The following is a 15,114-nucleotide window of genomic DNA, read 5'->3' on the forward strand; positions in this document are numbered from 1 at the left end:
TGCATGGTCGGCCGGTATCCACCGCAACCACCTCCTTCGCGCCGCCGCCCCGGGATGGAAGGATCCCGGTGGCCAGTCGCTCACCCTAACATCTGACCGGCCATCGGTGCCGACGGGTTTCCGAGCCTTTACGGGCCCTTGACGTGCCGCCCCTCCGAGCCGCCCGCCCGTGGCCCGCCCGCCCCAGCGGGTTACGCTCACCGGCATGGCCCACGACTTCCCGCTCTTCGGCGACCCCCACGGCGGCAGCTCCCCGGAGCTCACCCGGGAGGCGGTGCTGGCCGCCGTCGAGGCCCGGCTGATCTCCGCCTTCGGCGAGCCGAGCGGCCGTGCCGCGGTCACCTTCCTCGGCACCGACCGGATCGAGGTGCTGCGCTTCGGCCCGGACGCCGAGGGCCTGGTGCGGTACGCGACGCTCGGGATGGCCGCCGCGCCGATGGCCGACCCGACCGCGATGGTCGCCGACCAACTGCGCGGCCCGCGCGTCGAACTGGTGCTGACCGTCCGCGGCGGGCGCGACAGCGTGCTGCGCAGCCTGGCCACCTTCGCCGCGACCCCGCAGGTCGAGGGCCTGGTGGTGGCCCCGGGCGGTTCGCTGGACCTCGGCGCCCCGCTCTGGGACGGCGCGCCCTTCACCTCGGTGCTGGCCGCCGAGCCCGGCGGCCTGGTCGAGGACCTGGAGCTGGCCGAGCCGGCCGAGCCGGTCCGCTTCCTGCCGCTGCTGCCGATGACGCCCAACGAGGCGGGCTGGAAGCGGGTGCACGGCGCGGCCGCACTCCAGGAGCGCTGGCTGAACCAGGGCACCGATCTGCGCGACCCGGACCGCCGCGGCGTCAAGCTGGACTGACGGTCGCTCAGTCGGGCCGGCGCGTGGCAATGTCCGCACGCCCGCCCTCACTCCGGTACGCCGGAGCGCGGCGGCCGGCGTCCTCAGCGCTCGATCGGCTTCGCGCCGGTGGCCTGCGCCAGCAGCGCCTGGTACACCGCCGGGTCGGTGGTGTGCTCGCCGAGCCGGACGGTCTTGCGGGTGCCGTGGTAGTCGCTGGAGCCGGTGACCAGCAGGCCGAGCTCGCCGGCCAGCCCGCGCAGCCGGGCCCGGGTCTCCTCGTCGTGGTCGGTGTGGTCGACCTCCAGCGCGGCCAGCCCGGCCGCCGCGAGGTCGGCGATCACCCCGTCCGGGACGGTCCGACCGCGCTTGACCGCGCCCGGGTGGGCGAAGACCGGCACCCCGCCGGCCGCCCGGACCAGCCGGACCGCCTCGATCGGGTCGGTCTCGTGCTTGCGGACGTCCGCCCGGCCGCCGTTGGCCAGCCACTCGGGGGTGAAGGCGTCCGAGACGGTGGCGACCACGCCCGCCTCGACCAGCGCGCTGGCGATGTGCGGCCGGCCGACCGAGCCGGCGCCCGCGATCCGCTGCACCTGCTCCCAGTCGATGTCCGCGCCGAGCTCCCGGCAGCGCTCGACGATCGCCCGCCCGCGCCGGAACCGGTCGGTGCGCACCAGCTCCCGCTCGGCCGCGAACCGCGGCTCCTCGGGGTCGAACAGGTACGCCAGCAGGTGCATGCTTACGCCGTCCACGACGCAGGACAGCTCCGCGCCCGGGACGACGGTCAGCCGGGCGCCGCCGGGCAGTGCGTGCACCGCCTCGGCGGCCTCGGCGTGCCCGGCCACGGTGTCGTGGTCGGTGAGCGCCACGACGTCGAGGCCCGCGGCGACCGCCGCCGCGACCAGTTCGGTCGGGCTGTCGGTGCCGTCGGAGGCGTTGCTGTGGGCGTGCAGGTCGATGCGCACGGGTCGGCTCCTGGGGGCTCTTGGGTGCCGCCCAGGATAGGCCGTCGGGGGCGGGGAGGCCCCTGGCGCAGGGCTCAGCCGAGCAGCCGGGGGGAGAGCGCCCCGCAGGGCAGCAGGTCCAGCTCGGCGCCGGCCTCCCGCAGGTCGGTGAGCACCAGCTCGTCGTACATCACCAGCGCGGACTGCTCGGGCCAGGCGATCGCCCACAGCCAGAGCCCGCGGGCCTCGCCGACGAACACCGCGCGGTCGGCCGGGGCGTCCGGGACGTGGAACATCGGGGTGGGCCGCCCGGCGGCCATCAGCTTGGCGTCGGCGGGCTTGTAGAGGCCGACGGAATCACCCGGGTCCGGCCCCGGGAGCCCGGCGTAGCGGGCGCCGAGCCCGACCCCCAGCTCCTCGGCGACCAGCACCAGCTCGCCGAAGCCGCCGAGCGGCGCCGGGCCGGAGCAGGCGACGGCGGTGGCGCGGGCACCCGAGACGTCGTCGCCGACGTGGGCGATGCCGGTGTAGAGCCAGCCGACCGGGAGCGGCCAGGGCAGCCAGACGGGGACCTGGGAACGGGCGACGGCGACGCCGAGGGCCTCGACACTCGGGGGCAGCACCGGCTGCATCGGGTGCACCGCTCCGTGCCGGTCGCACTGCCAGGTGTCTGAGAACAGACCGGGGGCGCGGACCCGACCGGCGCACCTCGGGCAGCTTGGCTCGCCCCTCATAGCCGACAACGCTCCTCCCTCCGGACCGCCGCGTCAAGGACGATCACCCGTACGGAGGGCTCGGCGGCACCTGTCGATGGCGGACGCCCGGCCGGCGCCGGGTGGGCGCGGACGGTTCCCGTTGGGGGATGTCCCGTGAGGGGCGGCGGCAAACGTCCGGGCGCCGACCCCGGACGCGCTGACGCCCCGTCATCGGCGGTTGCGGTGACGGGGCGTCAGTCGGGTATCGGAACATCCGGATCGGACGTTCCCGGCTCGTCTGCGGCGGGTGAGGGCTCCGGGTCGGAGGCGCCGCGCGGGGTCAGACGGTCGGGCACGGCCGGATGAGCAGGCGTTCGCCGGTGCGGGCGGCGGCCTGGACGTGCTCGCGCACGGTCGCGGCGTCGACGATCAGGCGGTCGGTGGCGGAGCCGTTGGTGTCGTCCAGTCGGACGATCTCGAAGCGCATGGTCTTCGTCATGGGCGTCTCCTTTCCTGGCCCCGCGGGGCGGGGCGGTCGCGGCTGAGTGGGTATCAGCCCTTTCGGGATCGTGCGGTTCCGGCGAAGCGGCCGGACCGGGCGGGTCGTGCGTGCGGCGGTCTGCTGCGGCAAGGGCTCCCCCTGCTTGCCTGGTGCGTCCATTGCCTCGTGAACCACGGTGTCGTGGTGGTGCTACCGGGCCGTTGCCTGTCCGTGAAGTCCAGGTTTCCGGTGGTGCGCGTCGACGCAGAGGCCGGCGATGATTCCCGGACAGAATCAAAGATTACCGTAACTAACGACTTTTGTCCTGCGTTGAGACCGGTCGACGTCCAGAAGTGGTACAGACCACTTCCGGGTGGGTGCGGCGTGACGGGCCGGTCAGGCCCGGGGCGGGGTGCCGGTCAGGCCCAGAACGCGGCGAGCGCCTCGGCGGTCGCGGCCGGCTGTTCGGCGTTGGGGGAGTGGCCCGCGTCCGCGATGACCACCCGGCGGGCGCCCAGGCGCTCGGCCATCCCGGTCTGCTCCGGGACCGGCCAGGCGTAGTCCCGCACGCCGGACAGCACCAGCACCGGCAGCCCGGCGGTGGCGGCGGCCAGCTCGGCCACCCGGTCCGGTGCGGCGACCAGGTGCCCGCCGGTGACGGACAGCGCCCGCGGCACACTGGCCAGCCAGCGGCGGTGCAGGAACTCCGCGACGGCCGGCTCCGGGCGCGGCTGCCCGCTGTCGGCGTCCAGCTGCCGCATGACCTGCCAGATCGCCTCCAGGTCCATCACCTGCAGCGCGTCCAGCAGCAGCTTGGTACGGGCCGCCTCGGCCGGGTAGATCGCGCCCGGACCGGTCGACATCAGGGTCAGCGACCGCCAGGGCAGGGGGCCGTGCGCGGCGGCGGCGAGCACCGCCTCCCGGACCACCTGGCCGCCGAAGGAGTGCCCCAGCAGGTGCAGCGGCCCGCCCTGCGCCGCCAGCGCCTCGGTGAGCGCCCGTACGTCCGCGCCCAGCTCGGCGACGGCGTACGCGGCCGGGTCGTCCGTCCCGCCGGTCTCGTACTGCCCGCGCTGGTCCACCGCGGTCACCCGGTATCCGGCCGCCGCCAGCGGCTCCAGCAGCCCGATGAAGTCCTCCTTGCTGCCGGTGAACCCGGGCACCAGCAGCGCCGACCCCCGCACGGCTCCCGAGGGCTCCGCCCGCAACGCCGCGAACTCCCCGCGCCCGGTGACCACCCGCTCGGCCCGCGCACACCCGGGCAGGCTCAGAAACGGCGGCGTGCTCATGGGCTGCTCCCTGCTCTCCTGCCGGCGACTCCCGGTGTCCCCAAGCCTAGGGTCCGTCGTCGAAGCCCCGCCTGCGGGGACTTGCAGACGGACCCTGGGGGCGGGAACGCCCGAGGGGGCGGGCCGGGCCGGGTGGCCGGGCTCGCCCCCTCGGGGGAGTGCGTTGCCGGTCAGCTCTCCGGGGTCGCCTCGACGGTCGCGGCGGCCTTGCGGGTGCGGGTGCGCTTGCGCGGGGCCGGGACCTCGGCGCCGGCCTCGGTGGCCGGGGCTTCCGGGGCCTCCGGAGCGGTCGCGGCGGTGGCCGCGGCCTTGCGGGTGCGCTTGCGCGGGGCGGGCTTCTCCTCGGCCGGGGCCTCGGTGGCGACCGCCTCGACCGCGGCCTCGACGGCCTCGGCCTTCGGCTTGCGGGTGCGGGTCCGGGTGGCGGGCTTCTCCGCTGCCGGCGCCTCGGCAGCGGTCTCGGCGGTGGCCGCCGCCTTGCGGGTGCGCCTGCGCGGGGCGGGCTTCTCCTCGGCCGGAGCCTCGGCGACGACCGCCTCGACCGCGGCCTCGACCACCGCGGCGGCCTCGGCGACGACGGCCTCGGCAGCGGCCTCGACGGCCTCCGCCTTCGGCTTGCGCGTCCGGGTACGGGTCCGGGCAGCCGGCTTCTCGGCCACCGGCGCCTCGGCGACGACGGTCTCGGCGGCCTTGACCGTCTCGACGACCTCGACGACCTCGGCGGTCTCGACGACCGCAGCCGCGGCGACGGCCTCGCCGGCGCCACCGCGCGAGCGGCGGCGGCGACGGCGCGGCGCGGCCTCGCCCTCGGTGCCCTCGACGGCCGGAGCCGCCACGGCGGCCTCGGTCACGGCGGCAGCGGCCTCGCCCTCGGTGCCGACCGCCGAGCCCCGACGGGTGCGGCGGCGCTCACGGGTGCGGCGCGGCTTCTCCTCGGTCTCGACCGGCGCGGCGGCGGCCGGACGGTCCGAGCCGCCCTGCCCGCCGCGACCGCGGCCGGAACGGCCGGAGCGGCTGCCGCGTCCGCCGGTCTCGCCGAGGTCCTCGACCTCCTCCGCGTTGAGCCCCGCCCGGGTCCGCTCCGAGCGCGGCAGGACACCCTTGGTGCCCGGCGCGATCTTCAGCAGCTCGTACAGGTGCGGCGAGGTGGAGTAGGTCTCCTCCGGGTCGTTGAACGACAGGTCCAGCGCCTTGTTGATCAGCTGCCAGCGCGGGATGTCGTCCCAGTCGACCAGGGTGACGGCGGTGCCGGAGGCGCCGGCCCGGCCGGTGCGGCCGATCCGGTGCAGGTAGGTCTTCTCGTCCTCGGGGCACTGGTAGTTGATGACGTGCGTGACGCCCTCGACGTCGATGCCGCGAGCGGCGACATCGGTGCAGACCAGCACGTCGACCTTGCCGTTGCGGAAGGCCCGCAGGGCCTGCTCGCGGGCGCCCTGGCCGAGGTCGCCGTGGACCGCGCCGGCCGCGAAGCCGCGCTGGGTCAGCTGGTCGGAGACGTCGGCGGCGGTGCGCTTGGTGCGGCAGAAGATCATCGCCAGCCCGCGGCCCTCGGCCTGCAGGATGCGCGAGACCATCTCGACCTTGTCCAGCGAGTGGGCACGGAAGATGTGCTGCTCGATGTTGGCGACGGTGGTGCCGGTGTCGTCCGGGGCGGTGGCCCGGATGTGGGTCGGCTGGCTCATGTACCGGCGGGCGAGGCTGATGACCTGGCCCGGCATGGTCGCCGAGAACAGCAGGGTCTGCCGCTTGGCCGGCAGCATGGTGATGATCTTCTCGACGTCCGGCAGGAAGCCGAGGTCGAGCATCTCGTCGGCCTCGTCCAGGACCAGCGAGCGGACCTTGGACAGGTTCAGCTTCTTCTGCCCGGCCAGGTCGAGCAGTCGGCCCGGGGTGCCGACCACGATGTCGACGCCCTTGGTGAGCGCCTCGACCTGCGGCTCGTACGCCCGGCCGCCGTAGACGGCGAGGACGCGAACGTTGCGGACCTTGCCGGCGGTCTGCAGGTCGTTGGTGACCTGGGTGCAGAGCTCGCGGGTCGGAACGACGATCAGCGCCTGCGGGAAGTCGGAGAACTGCTCCTCGGTGGCCCGGCCGGCGTCCACGTCGGCGCGCACGACGACCCGCTCGATCAGCGGGAGGCCGAAGCCGAGGGTCTTGCCGGTGCCGGTCTTGGCCTGGCCGATGACGTCGTGGCCGGTCAGTGCGACCGGGAGGGTCATCTCCTGGATGGGAAAGGGGTGGACGATGCCGACGGACTCGAGTGCCTCGGCGGTCTCCGGGAGGATCCCCAGGTCCCGGAAGGTCGTCTTGATGGGTTCAGCGGTGGTGGACAGGGTGCTGCCTCTTCCGTGTGGGAGGGGCCGAGAGCGAGCGGCGGGCGGGCAGCCGCGCGGCTGCGTACGGGCCTGGGCGGCCCCGAATACAGCTGCGCGGACGCACAACCGCGCCGGTCCCTGCGGCCGGCCGGTGCGCGCTGCCCCGGTACGGGGCGCGTCGCCGGCGGCGTCGGGGAGGATTCCCGTGAGGGACCTGCGCGGGACCTCCGCCAGGGGGCGTGGTCTCGGCGGCCCTCGCTCGGCCACTGATGCGGTGCCAAGGCTTGAAGTCCAAGCCATGGTCGGAGCCGATCGGCTCTCCGACCGGGCATCCGCGTACGTGAGTACCCGTGCCTCCGGCGCGGACACGTCCGACTGGACGGTGACGCTACGGAGCGGGCTTGCGCGGGGCACCGAGAGGCGGTGACTCCGTGCGAGCACGACGGGGCTCCGTACCACCATACAGTCAGGCGACGACTCGAACACGTGACGCGTCTGACAATGCACCCGGCAAGCACCGCGTGACCAGGCGATCCGGCCGCCCGTCCGGGTGCGGCCGGTGGTGGGGGAGCCGGGTGCGCGGGACTAAGCTGGCAGGTCATGGAGACCCATGGTGAGACGCAGGACGCCGCGGCCGGCTCGATCGGCGACTGGGCCGCGTGCTCGGCCGACCCCGGCTACCGGGCGGCGGTGCTGGATCTGCTCGGCGCGCTCGCGTACGGCGAGCTGAGCGCCTTCGAGCGGCTCGCCGAGGACGCCAAGCTGGCGCCGAACCTCGCAGACAAGGCGGCGCTGGCCCGGATGGCCTCCGCCGAGTTCCAGCACTACCAGCGGCTGCACGACCGGCTCGCCGAGGTCGGCGCCGACCCGCAGGAGGCGATGCGGCCGTTCGTCGAGCCGCTGGAGCTGTTCCACCGGATGACGGCGCCCTCGGACTGGCTGGAGGGCCTGGTCAAGGCCTATGTCGGCGACGCCATCGCGACCGACTTCTACCGCGAGGTGGCCGTCCGGCTGGACGACGACACCCGCGAGCTGGTGCTCGGCGTCATGTCCGACACCGGCCACGCCCGCTTCGCCGTCGACAAGGTGCGCGAGGCGATCGAGGCCGACCCGCGGGCCGGCGGCCGGCTCGCGCTGTGGGGCCGGCGGCTGATGGGCGAGGCGCTCAGCCAGGCCCAGCGGGTGGTCGCCGAGCGTGACGCGCTGTCCAACCTGCTGGTCGGCGGCGTCCGGGTACAGGGCTTCGACCTGGTCGAGGTCGGCAAGATGTTCAACCGGATCACCGAGGCGCACACCAAGCGGATGGCCGCCCTGGGCCTGGCCAGCTGACCGACGCCGCCGGGGCCCGTCCTACGCCGCCCGGTGCTGCCGCGGTGCGCGGTGGGCGCCGCCGCGGTGCGGGTGGTGCCGGTGCGCCGGGGCCCGCCCGGCCGCCAGGTCGGGCCGGGCCAGCAGCGAGGTGAGCACGCCCGAGGCCAGCGCCGAGGCGGCGACCGACACCCCCGGGTAGTGGCCGTCCAGGCAGAAGTGCGCGATCACCCCGCCGACCAGGGCCGCCGCCAGCGCGGTGCCGAGGGTCAGCGCGCGGGCCGCCCGGAAGTACGCGGGCAGGGCCAGCAGCGCGGCGCCGCCCGTGACCAGGCCGACGAGGGCGAAGGCGATCGACTCGACCAGCAACACTGCCTCCCGGGGGACGGGCTAGCGGCACCGGCGCGCCGCACCTGTCGCCGTACCCCGCCCCACCCGGCCGTACACGCAGCGGTGCCCCGCTCCCTCGCGGGAACGGGGCACCGGAGCACTGCTCGGGCGGCGCCTCAGAGCGTGCCGAAGCCGACCTTGCGGACGGCCTGCTCGCCGATCTCCACGTACGCCAGGCGCTCGGCCGGGACGATGACGCGACGGCCGTGCTCGTCGGTCAGCGTGAGGAGCTTCTCCGTGCCCTCCAGCGCCTTCGCGACCGCGCTCTGGACCTCATCGGCAGTCTGCGAGCTCTCGATCACGATCTCGCGCGGCGCGTTCTGCACGCCGATCTTGACCTCCACGGCTTCCGTCCCTCCGGGGTTGCAGCCTCCACGCGCGGGCACCGGACCGCCTGGGACAAGCGTTCGCGACGACCGCGCCGTACGGCTTCACCATAGAGCACGGGATCAGCGGCCAGGCGATTGTCGGCGGATCACCCCTGGTGGGCACCCTCGCCGGGCTGCTCGCCCGGGTGCATCGGGAAGCCCTTGAGGCCGCGCCAGGACAGGCTGGCGACCAGCCGGACCGCCTCGTCGCGCGGGATCTCCAGGCCCTGCGAGAGCCAGTAGCGGGCGGTGATCTGGGCCAGGCCGCAGACGCCGGCGGCGAGCAGCTTGGACTCCGCCTCGGGCAGGTCGGTGTCCTCCTGGATCACCTTGCTGACCAGCGTCGCGCTCGCCTCGGAGGCCCGCTCCACCCGCTCGCGCACGGCCGGCTCGTTGGTCAGGTCCGACTCGAAGACCAGCCGGAAGGCGCCCGACTCGCTGGAGACGTAGTTGAAGTACGCCTCCATGGTGTTGGCCACGCGCTGCTTGTTGTCGGTGGTCGTCGACAGCGCCTCGCGGGTCGACTCGACCAGGGCGTCGCAGTGCTTGTCCAGCAGCGCCAAGTAGAGCTCCAGCTTCCCGGGGAAGTGCTGGTAGAGCACCGGCTTGCTCACCCCGGCGCGGTCGGCGATGTCGTCCATGGCGGCCGCGTGGTAGCCCTGCGCGACGAACACCTCCTGGGCGGCACCGAGCAGTTGTTCACGGCGGGCGCTTCGCGGCAGGCGGGCACCGCGCGGGCGCTCCTGCGCCTCCTGGATGGCCGTCACGGCGCTCCTCACTTCGGGTCTGTTCGGGGCTGGCAAGATGGCCGATTCTACTTTTCGGTAACCACGCCCGCGTCTGGCGAAGGCGAGAAAAGAGGTCGTCCTGGTTGTCAGGAGCCCACAATACGGCGCTGACCTCGGCCTCGGCAGTGGTGTGACGGGGGAGGAACGGCCGGACCACCCCGGGTGACTTTCCGGGCCCGTCTTCGGACTCCCGTCTGCCGGGCGACGCTCCCCCAGCCTTCGGCCGGGAGGTGCCCCCATCCTCCGCCTTGCGATGCACGCACCCCGACGCCGCCCCGCCCGCCCTCCGGGCGGACGACGGGAGTCCGAAGACAGGCCCATGCCCAGGGCTCACTACCATCGTCCACCATGAGCAGCGCTGAGCAGCAGGTACGTACGGTGGAGGTCCCCGGCGCGGTGCTCGCGGTGCACCGGCCCGCCGACGACGGCGTCGCCGCCGGGCGCGAACCCGGCCTCTTCGTGCACGGGCTCGGCGGCTCGGCCGCCAACTGGATGTCCCTGATGGACCGGCTCTCCGGCCTGGTCGACGGCGAGGCCGTGGACCTGCCCGGCTTCGGCCGCTCCAACCCGCCGACCGACGGCAACCTCACCGTCTCCGGCCACGTCCGCGCGGTGATCGGCTACCTGGAGGCCTCCGGGCGCGGCCCGGTCCACCTGTTCGGCAACTCCCTCGGCGGCGCGGTCGCCGTCCGGCTCGCCGCGCTCCGCCCGGACCTCGTGCGCACCCTCACCCTGGTCTCGCCCGCCCTGCCCGAGCTGCCCCCGCAGCGCTCCGCCTGGCCGACCGGCCTGCTCGCGGTGCCCGGGGTGCCCGCGCTGCTGCGCCGGATCGCCGCGAACGGGCGCGACGTCGAGGCCGCCGCCGACGACCTGCTGCGGCTGGTCTACGGCGACCCGGGCAGCCTGAGCCCGACCGTCCGGGCCGAGGCGGTCGCCGAGTACCGGCGCCGGCTGGAGGTGCCGCACGCGATGCAGGCGCTGATCGGCTCGGCCCGCGGCATCGTCTCGGCGTACACCGAGCGCGGCGACCAGGCGCTGTGGCGGCAGGCCGAGCAGGTCGAGGCGCCGGTGCTGCTGGTGTACGGGCTGCGCGACAAGCTGGTCTCCTACCGCTCGGCCCGTCGCGCCTGCGCCGTCTTCGCGGACGCCCGGCTGCTGGTGCTGCCGGACTCGGGGCACGTGGCGATGATGGAGCACCCCGACGAGGTCGCCCGCGCCGTAGGGGAGCTGATCGCGCCCACCTCGGGCTGAACCGGCGGACCCTCGGCGGGCCCGCCGAGCGCGGACATCACGGGCGGCCGCGCGTACCGCCCGGTAACGCCCGGTTCGGGTCGAGGTCACGGCGTTTCACTCGTTCAGGTGGCAGCCAGGCATGTGACCGATGGATTGCCCGGGGCCGGTCCTACCTTTCTGCTGTCGGACCGAACAGGTGTGGGGGAGTCGCGGCCGCCGGAGAAGCCGGAGGGCGGCCGCGGCCGAGGGGTCCCGGCGGGTCCGGCCCGACCGCCGCACGGGGGCGCCGCGGCGCCGGCCCGGCCGACCGCGCCGCGTTCCGTTCCCCGGGCGTCGAGCGGGGGCGCCCCCGGCCAGTCCTCGGGCCGCTCGGTTGTCCGTCGATCCGTCCGTGATCCGCCCGCGAATCCGCTCTGTCCAGGAGGTCTCCCGTGCGCGTTGCCCTGCTCACCGAGGGTGCCCGTCCGCATCCCCGGCGTGGTGCCGGAGGCTGGTGCGACCGGCTGGCCGAGGGCCTGCCGGAGCACGATTTCGAGCTGTACCTGCTGACCGGACCGCAGGGCCCGGGAGCCGTCGAGCGGTTGTCGCCGGTCTGGCGCGATGCCCGGGCCCTGGTGCTGTGGGGGCGCCGGCCGGGTGGTCGGGCGCCGGGCGCGCTGCGCAGACGCCGGTACGCCGGGGCGTACGAGGAGCTGGTGCGGGCGCTGGTGCTGCCGGGGGAGCGGGCCGGCTTCGGGCCCGGGCTGTACCGGCTGGCGGCGCTGGCCCGGGAGGACGGCGCGCTGCCCGCCTACCTGGCCTCCGCGCACGCCCGCCGGATCCTGGAGCGGACCTGGCGGCTGCCCGGCGCGGACACCTCGGCCGGGCAGCCGCTGGTGCGCGACGTGCTGGTCGCCGCCGACCTGCTGGAGCAGTGCCTCAGACCGCTGTCCGCGCCCTGGTACGGCACCGGCCCGGGCGGCCTCGGCGCCGCCGACCTGTGCCACGTGGTCGGCGGCGGGCTCGCCGCGCTGCCCGCCCTGGTGGCCCGGCAGCTGCACGGGGTGCCGTTCGTGGTCACGGAGCACGGCCTGCACCTGCGCGAGCAGTACCTCGGCCACCCGCCCCGAGCCGAAGGGCGCGCCGGTGCCGAACGTGAGGATCGACAAGCGAGGGACGAGCGCCGGAGCCTGGGGGCACCTCCCGGCCGCCAGGCTGGGGGAGAACGTCGGCATCGGGTTCGAGCGCCCGGAGGCGAGTGGGCGAGTCACGCGGCGCCGTACCGGTGGCCGGTGCGGGCGCTGCTGCTGTCCTTCTTCCGCGCGCTCACCGGGGAGACCTACCGGCAGGCCGCCGTCCTGACCCCCGGCAGCGCCCACGACCAGCAGTGGCAGCGCCGCTGCGGGGCCGACCCGGCGCGCACCCGCGTGGTGTACGAGGGCACGCCGGCGGTGGACCGTCCGGCCGCCGGACCGGAACCGCAGGCGCCGACCCTGGTGTGGGCGGGCGCGCTGGAGCCCGGCCGGGACCCGGAGCTGGCCCTGCACGCCTTCGCCCGGATCCATGCCGAGCTGCCCGACACCCGGCTGGTGCTGTACGGCGAGGAGGCCGCGCCCGGCTACCGGGCGCACTGCGCGGCGGTGGCCGAGCGGCTGGGGGTGGCCGCGGCGGTGGACTTCGCCGGGCGGCCGGAGTCCCTCGCCGAGATCTGGGAGGCCGGCTCGGTGGCGGTCTTCTCGGCGCTCTCCCAGCGCCGCCCGCGGCTGCTCGTGGACGCGATGCTCAGCGGCCGGGCCGTGGTGTCCACCGACGTCGGGGTGGCCCGGGAGGTGGTCGGGCCGACTGGGCTGCTGGTGCCCGCCCGCGACCCGCGCGCCCTGGCCGGCGCCTGCCTGGCGCTGCTGCGCGACGAGGAGCGGCGGGCCCGGCTCGGCCTGGCCGGACGGCTGCGGGTGCAGGAACGCTTCGCCGTCGAGCCGGTGATCGGCGCCTTCCGGGAGATCTACCTGGAGCTGGTCTCGCAGTATCCGGCCTTCCCGAGCGGCGGGAGCGGCGGCGAGGGCGGCCCGGCGCCGCGCCCCTTCGCCCGGCCCGCCGAGTACTGGCTCGCGGACGGCCGGGCCGGTGCCCCGGACGGCCGGGCGGTCGCTGCGGAGGACGGCGGCGCGGACACCGTCGGCGACCAGGAGCCCGCCGCGCTCGCGGAGGCGGTCTGATGTCCGGCCGCGCGGCGTCCGGGCATGCGCCGGCCGGCAGTGCGGACCCGGTGCGCGAGGTGATGGCGGAGCACCGGGAGCTGTGTGAGCGCGCCGTCGACCCGCTGGAGATCGCCGCCGGGCTGGAGGAGGCCGGGCTCGGTCCGGACGCCGCCGCCCGCTGCCGGCACGCCGACCTGTTCTCGCTCGCCGAGGAGCTGTACGCCCGGGTGCCCCGCCGCCCGCCGTCGCCCGCGCCGGTCGCCCCGCGTCGGCGGGGGGCCGATACCCGGGCCGCGCTGGCCGCCGCCGCGCTGGCCGCGCCGCCCTGCGCGGCGGTGGCCGCGCTCGGCGCCCGCTGGCCGGTGCTGCTGCCCGCCGCCGTACCGCTGGTGCTGCTGCCCGTGCTGACCGCGCCGCCGCCGGACGGGTCCGGACCTCCGTTTGCCGGGGCCGCCCGCCCGGCGGACGCGCTCGGGCCGGCGCCAGTGGTGCGGTGGCCCGCCGGGCCCGGGCGCCGCCCGGCCGGGCTGGGACACGGGTTGGGGTACGGACTGGGGCTGGCGGCGCTGCTGCTGCTCCCGGCGGCCGTGCCGGGCGGGGACCGGCCGGCGGCTGCCGCGCTGGTGCTGGCGGCGGCGGTGTCGACCGGGTCGGCCGAGCGGGCGGCGCGCTGGTGCCGGCGGGTCGGCCGCGGGCACCTCGGCGCGGCGGCCACCCTGGCCGAGTTCCGGTCCCGGATGCGGCCGGTGCTGCCGGTCGCGATCGCCCTGCACCTGGCGGTGCTCGGGGTGCTGAGCTTCGCCGTGCTGGCCGTCGTGGCGGTCGTCGCGCCGCGCTCCGGTCCGGGCCACGGCGGCGGGCTGCTGCACCTGGCGGCAGAGCGGGCCGGACCGGCGTGGTGGGCGGCGCAGGGCGTGCTGGGCCTGCTGCTGGTGCTTCCCGCGCTGCTGGCGCGCTGCAGTCGGACGACGGCCGCCGCGCTGGGCGCACCGGCCGGAGCCGCCGCGACACTCGGGCTGCTCGCCCTCGGCCGCTCCCTGCCCTCGGCCCTCCTGCTCGGCGGTGGCGCCGTCGCGGCGGCGCTGCTGGCGTACGCCGGGGCGGTGCTCGGCCGGGTCGACTCGTACCGCTGATCCGCTTCGGAGGGCCCCACTTCGTGCCCGCCGTCGCGTGATCCCCCGTTCCGCGTTCCGTTCGTTGATTTCAGTCCGCCAGGTCGTCCCCGACCTCGCTTCGTGGAAGGACACCCCCGATGAGGGTGCTGCTGCTGGGCGCCGACGGCTTCATCGGCCGCCGGGTCACCGATCGTCTGCTGATGGACCAGGAGTTGCAGGTGACGGTGCTCGGCCGGCGCGACTCGGCCGACATCCGCTTCGACCTGACCACCGGGAGCCCGGGCGCGCTGGCCCGCTTCCTGGACGCGGTCGCGCCGCAGGTGGTGATCAACTGCGCGGGCGCCACCTACGGCAGCTCGCGCACCCTGATCCGGTCGAACACGCTGGCCGTCGCGACGGTCTGCGAGGCGATCCGGCGTAGCCGGGAGCCGGCCCGGCTGGTGCACGTCGGCTCGGCCGCCGAGTACGGGCCGGTGCCCGGCGGGGTGCCGGTGTCCGAGCAGGCCGAGCCGCGCCCGGTCGGCCCGTACGGGGTGTCCAAGCTGGCCGGGACGGAGCTGGTGCTGGCCTCCGGGCTGGACGCGGCGGTGCTGCGGGTGTTCGACGTGGTGGGGCCGGGGGCGCCGACCGCCTCGCTGTTCGGGCGGCTGGCGGAGGGGCTGCGGCGGGCGCTGGAGCGCGACGAGAACCAGGTGCGGATGCCGGACCTGTCCGGATACCGGGATTTCGTCGACGTCCGGGACGTCGCGCGGGCGATCCAGGCGGCCGCGGTGTCGGCCGCCACCGGGGTGATCAACATCGGCAGCGGACACGCCGTCCGGGCCAGGGACGCCGCGCAGCTGCTGGTGCGGGCCTCGGGCTTCGAGGGGTCGATCGTGGAGGAGAACCGGCAGGTCCTGCTGCCCGCGCAGGCCGGCGGGGCGGGCGGCGACCACCTTCCGGGCCACCACCCGCCGGGCCACCACCAGTCCGGCCCGTACCTGCCGGGCCACCGGGCGGAGGGCCAGCGGCCGGAGGGCCGGGCGGTGCCGGGCGAGCCGGTGCCGTGGCGGCAGGCGGACGTGCGCACCGCCCGGGACCGTCTCGGATGGCGGACGCAGGTGCCGCTGGAGGAGTCGCTGGGGGACATCTGGCTGGAGACGGCCTGCCGGGTCTGAGTCCGCCCCCGGGGTGCCCGGGGCCCGT

The 15,114-nt window shown here is 75.9% G+C and carries 14 protein-coding genes; 6 read left to right on the top strand and 8 right to left on the bottom strand.

The window, feature by feature from the left end; all coding sequences use genetic code 11:
• The first annotated feature begins 205 nt into the window (after positions 1 to 205).
• Positions 206 to 847, top strand: coding sequence for a suppressor of fused domain protein (locus tag ACZ3TI_RS24650; RefSeq protein ID WP_465729617.1), 642 nt, complete (start codon positions 206 to 208; stop codon positions 845 to 847).
• Between the two features lie 83 nt (positions 848 to 930).
• Here ACZ3TI_RS24650 and ACZ3TI_RS24655 read toward each other — a convergent pair whose 3' ends face one another.
• The 5 genes from ACZ3TI_RS24655 to ACZ3TI_RS24675 form a co-directional block, all read right to left on the bottom strand.
• Positions 931 to 1,791 (bottom strand): PHP domain-containing protein, encoded by an 861-nt coding sequence (locus tag ACZ3TI_RS24655; protein WP_465729619.1) that lies wholly within the window; start codon positions 1,789 to 1,791, stop codon positions 931 to 933.
• Positions 1,792 to 1,865: 74 nt separating this feature from the next.
• The gene (locus ACZ3TI_RS24660) at positions 1,866 to 2,504 is read right to left on the bottom strand and encodes a DUF6758 family protein (protein WP_391553644.1); all 639 of its coding nucleotides are present in this window, start codon (positions 2,502 to 2,504) and stop codon (positions 1,866 to 1,868) included.
• Positions 2,505 to 2,805: 301 nt separating this feature from the next.
• Positions 2,806 to 2,964 (bottom strand): hypothetical protein, encoded by a 159-nt coding sequence (locus ACZ3TI_RS24665; protein ID WP_465729845.1) that lies wholly within the window; start codon positions 2,962 to 2,964, stop codon positions 2,806 to 2,808.
• 401 nt (positions 2,965 to 3,365) lie between these two features.
• Positions 3,366 to 4,235, bottom strand: coding sequence for an alpha/beta fold hydrolase (locus ACZ3TI_RS24670; protein WP_465729622.1), 870 nt, complete (start codon positions 4,233 to 4,235; stop codon positions 3,366 to 3,368).
• Positions 4,236 to 4,405: 170 nt separating this feature from the next.
• Positions 4,406 to 6,454: a DEAD/DEAH box helicase gene (locus tag ACZ3TI_RS24675; protein WP_465729624.1), complete on the bottom strand. Its 2,049-nt coding sequence runs from the start codon at positions 6,452 to 6,454 to the stop codon at positions 4,406 to 4,408.
• A gap of 696 nt (positions 6,455 to 7,150) precedes the next feature.
• Here ACZ3TI_RS24675 and ACZ3TI_RS24680 point away from each other — a divergent pair.
• Complete coding sequence (locus tag ACZ3TI_RS24680; RefSeq protein ID WP_465729626.1) at positions 7,151 to 7,879, top strand: ferritin-like fold-containing protein; 729 nt, start codon at positions 7,151 to 7,153, stop codon at positions 7,877 to 7,879.
• Between the two features lie 21 nt (positions 7,880 to 7,900).
• On the opposite strand, the gene ACZ3TI_RS24685 is transcribed toward ACZ3TI_RS24680, so the two are convergent.
• From ACZ3TI_RS24685 to ACZ3TI_RS24695, 3 genes are all read right to left on the bottom strand, one after another.
• Positions 7,901 to 8,227 carry a hypothetical protein gene (locus ACZ3TI_RS24685; protein WP_465729628.1) on the bottom strand — a complete coding sequence of 109 codons (327 nt, stop codon included), beginning with the start codon at positions 8,225 to 8,227 and terminating at the stop codon, positions 7,901 to 7,903.
• A 137-nt stretch (positions 8,228 to 8,364) separates the two neighbouring features.
• Positions 8,365 to 8,592: a DUF3107 domain-containing protein gene (locus tag ACZ3TI_RS24690; protein ID WP_380329095.1), complete on the bottom strand. Its 228-nt coding sequence runs from the start codon at positions 8,590 to 8,592 to the stop codon at positions 8,365 to 8,367.
• Between the two features lie 131 nt (positions 8,593 to 8,723).
• Positions 8,724 to 9,383: a TetR/AcrR family transcriptional regulator gene (locus ACZ3TI_RS24695; RefSeq protein WP_465729630.1), complete on the bottom strand. Its 660-nt coding sequence runs from the start codon at positions 9,381 to 9,383 to the stop codon at positions 8,724 to 8,726.
• Between the two features lie 369 nt (positions 9,384 to 9,752).
• Between ACZ3TI_RS24695 and ACZ3TI_RS24700 the strand changes: the two genes are divergently transcribed.
• The 4 genes from ACZ3TI_RS24700 to ACZ3TI_RS24715 all read left to right on the top strand — a co-directional run bounded on the left by ACZ3TI_RS24700 (position 9,753) and on the right by ACZ3TI_RS24715 (position 15,086).
• Positions 9,753 to 10,655 carry an alpha/beta fold hydrolase gene (locus tag ACZ3TI_RS24700; protein ID WP_465729632.1) on the top strand — a complete coding sequence of 301 codons (903 nt, stop codon included), beginning with the start codon at positions 9,753 to 9,755 and terminating at the stop codon, positions 10,653 to 10,655.
• Positions 10,656 to 11,068: 413 nt separating this feature from the next.
• Positions 11,069 to 12,832, top strand: coding sequence for a DUF3492 domain-containing protein (locus tag ACZ3TI_RS24705; RefSeq protein ID WP_465729634.1), 1,764 nt, complete (start codon positions 11,069 to 11,071; stop codon positions 12,830 to 12,832).
• Positions 12,832 to 13,947 (top strand): hypothetical protein, encoded by a 1,116-nt coding sequence (locus tag ACZ3TI_RS24710; protein WP_465729636.1) that lies wholly within the window; start codon positions 12,832 to 12,834, stop codon positions 13,945 to 13,947. The genes ACZ3TI_RS24705 and ACZ3TI_RS24710 overlap by 1 nt, the downstream gene beginning before the upstream one ends.
• Positions 13,948 to 14,066: 119 nt before the next feature.
• Entirely contained in the window at positions 14,067 to 15,086 is a 1,020-nt protein-coding gene (locus ACZ3TI_RS24715) for an NAD-dependent epimerase/dehydratase family protein (RefSeq protein WP_465729638.1), read from the top strand.
• Positions 15,087 to 15,114 lie beyond the last annotated feature (28 nt).

It is taken from the genome of Kitasatospora sp. NPDC023120 (assembly GCF_055560835.1).

Excerpts from the sequence above, each read along its gene's own strand:
- ACZ3TI_RS24650 (WP_465729617.1), top strand. The coding sequence starts at position 206 with ATGGCCCACGACTTCCCGCTCTTCGGCGACCCCCACGGCGGCAGCTCC.
- ACZ3TI_RS24660 (WP_391553644.1), bottom strand. The coding sequence starts at position 2,504 with ATGAGGGGCGAGCCAAGCTGCCCGAGGTGCGCCGGTCGGGTCCGCGCC.
- ACZ3TI_RS24665 (WP_465729845.1), bottom strand. The coding sequence starts at position 2,964 with ATGACGAAGACCATGCGCTTCGAGATCGTCCGACTGGACGACACCAAC.
- ACZ3TI_RS24670 (WP_465729622.1), bottom strand. The coding sequence starts at position 4,235 with ATGAGCACGCCGCCGTTTCTGAGCCTGCCCGGGTGTGCGCGGGCCGAG.
- ACZ3TI_RS24675 (WP_465729624.1), bottom strand. The coding sequence starts at position 6,454 with ATGACCCTCCCGGTCGCACTGACCGGCCACGACGTCATCGGCCAGGCC.
- ACZ3TI_RS24680 (WP_465729626.1), top strand. The coding sequence starts at position 7,151 with ATGGAGACCCATGGTGAGACGCAGGACGCCGCGGCCGGCTCGATCGGC.
- ACZ3TI_RS24700 (WP_465729632.1), top strand. The coding sequence starts at position 9,753 with ATGAGCAGCGCTGAGCAGCAGGTACGTACGGTGGAGGTCCCCGGCGCG.
- ACZ3TI_RS24710 (WP_465729636.1), top strand. The coding sequence starts at position 12,832 with ATGTCCGGCCGCGCGGCGTCCGGGCATGCGCCGGCCGGCAGTGCGGAC.
- ACZ3TI_RS24715 (WP_465729638.1), top strand. The coding sequence starts at position 14,067 with ATGAGGGTGCTGCTGCTGGGCGCCGACGGCTTCATCGGCCGCCGGGTC.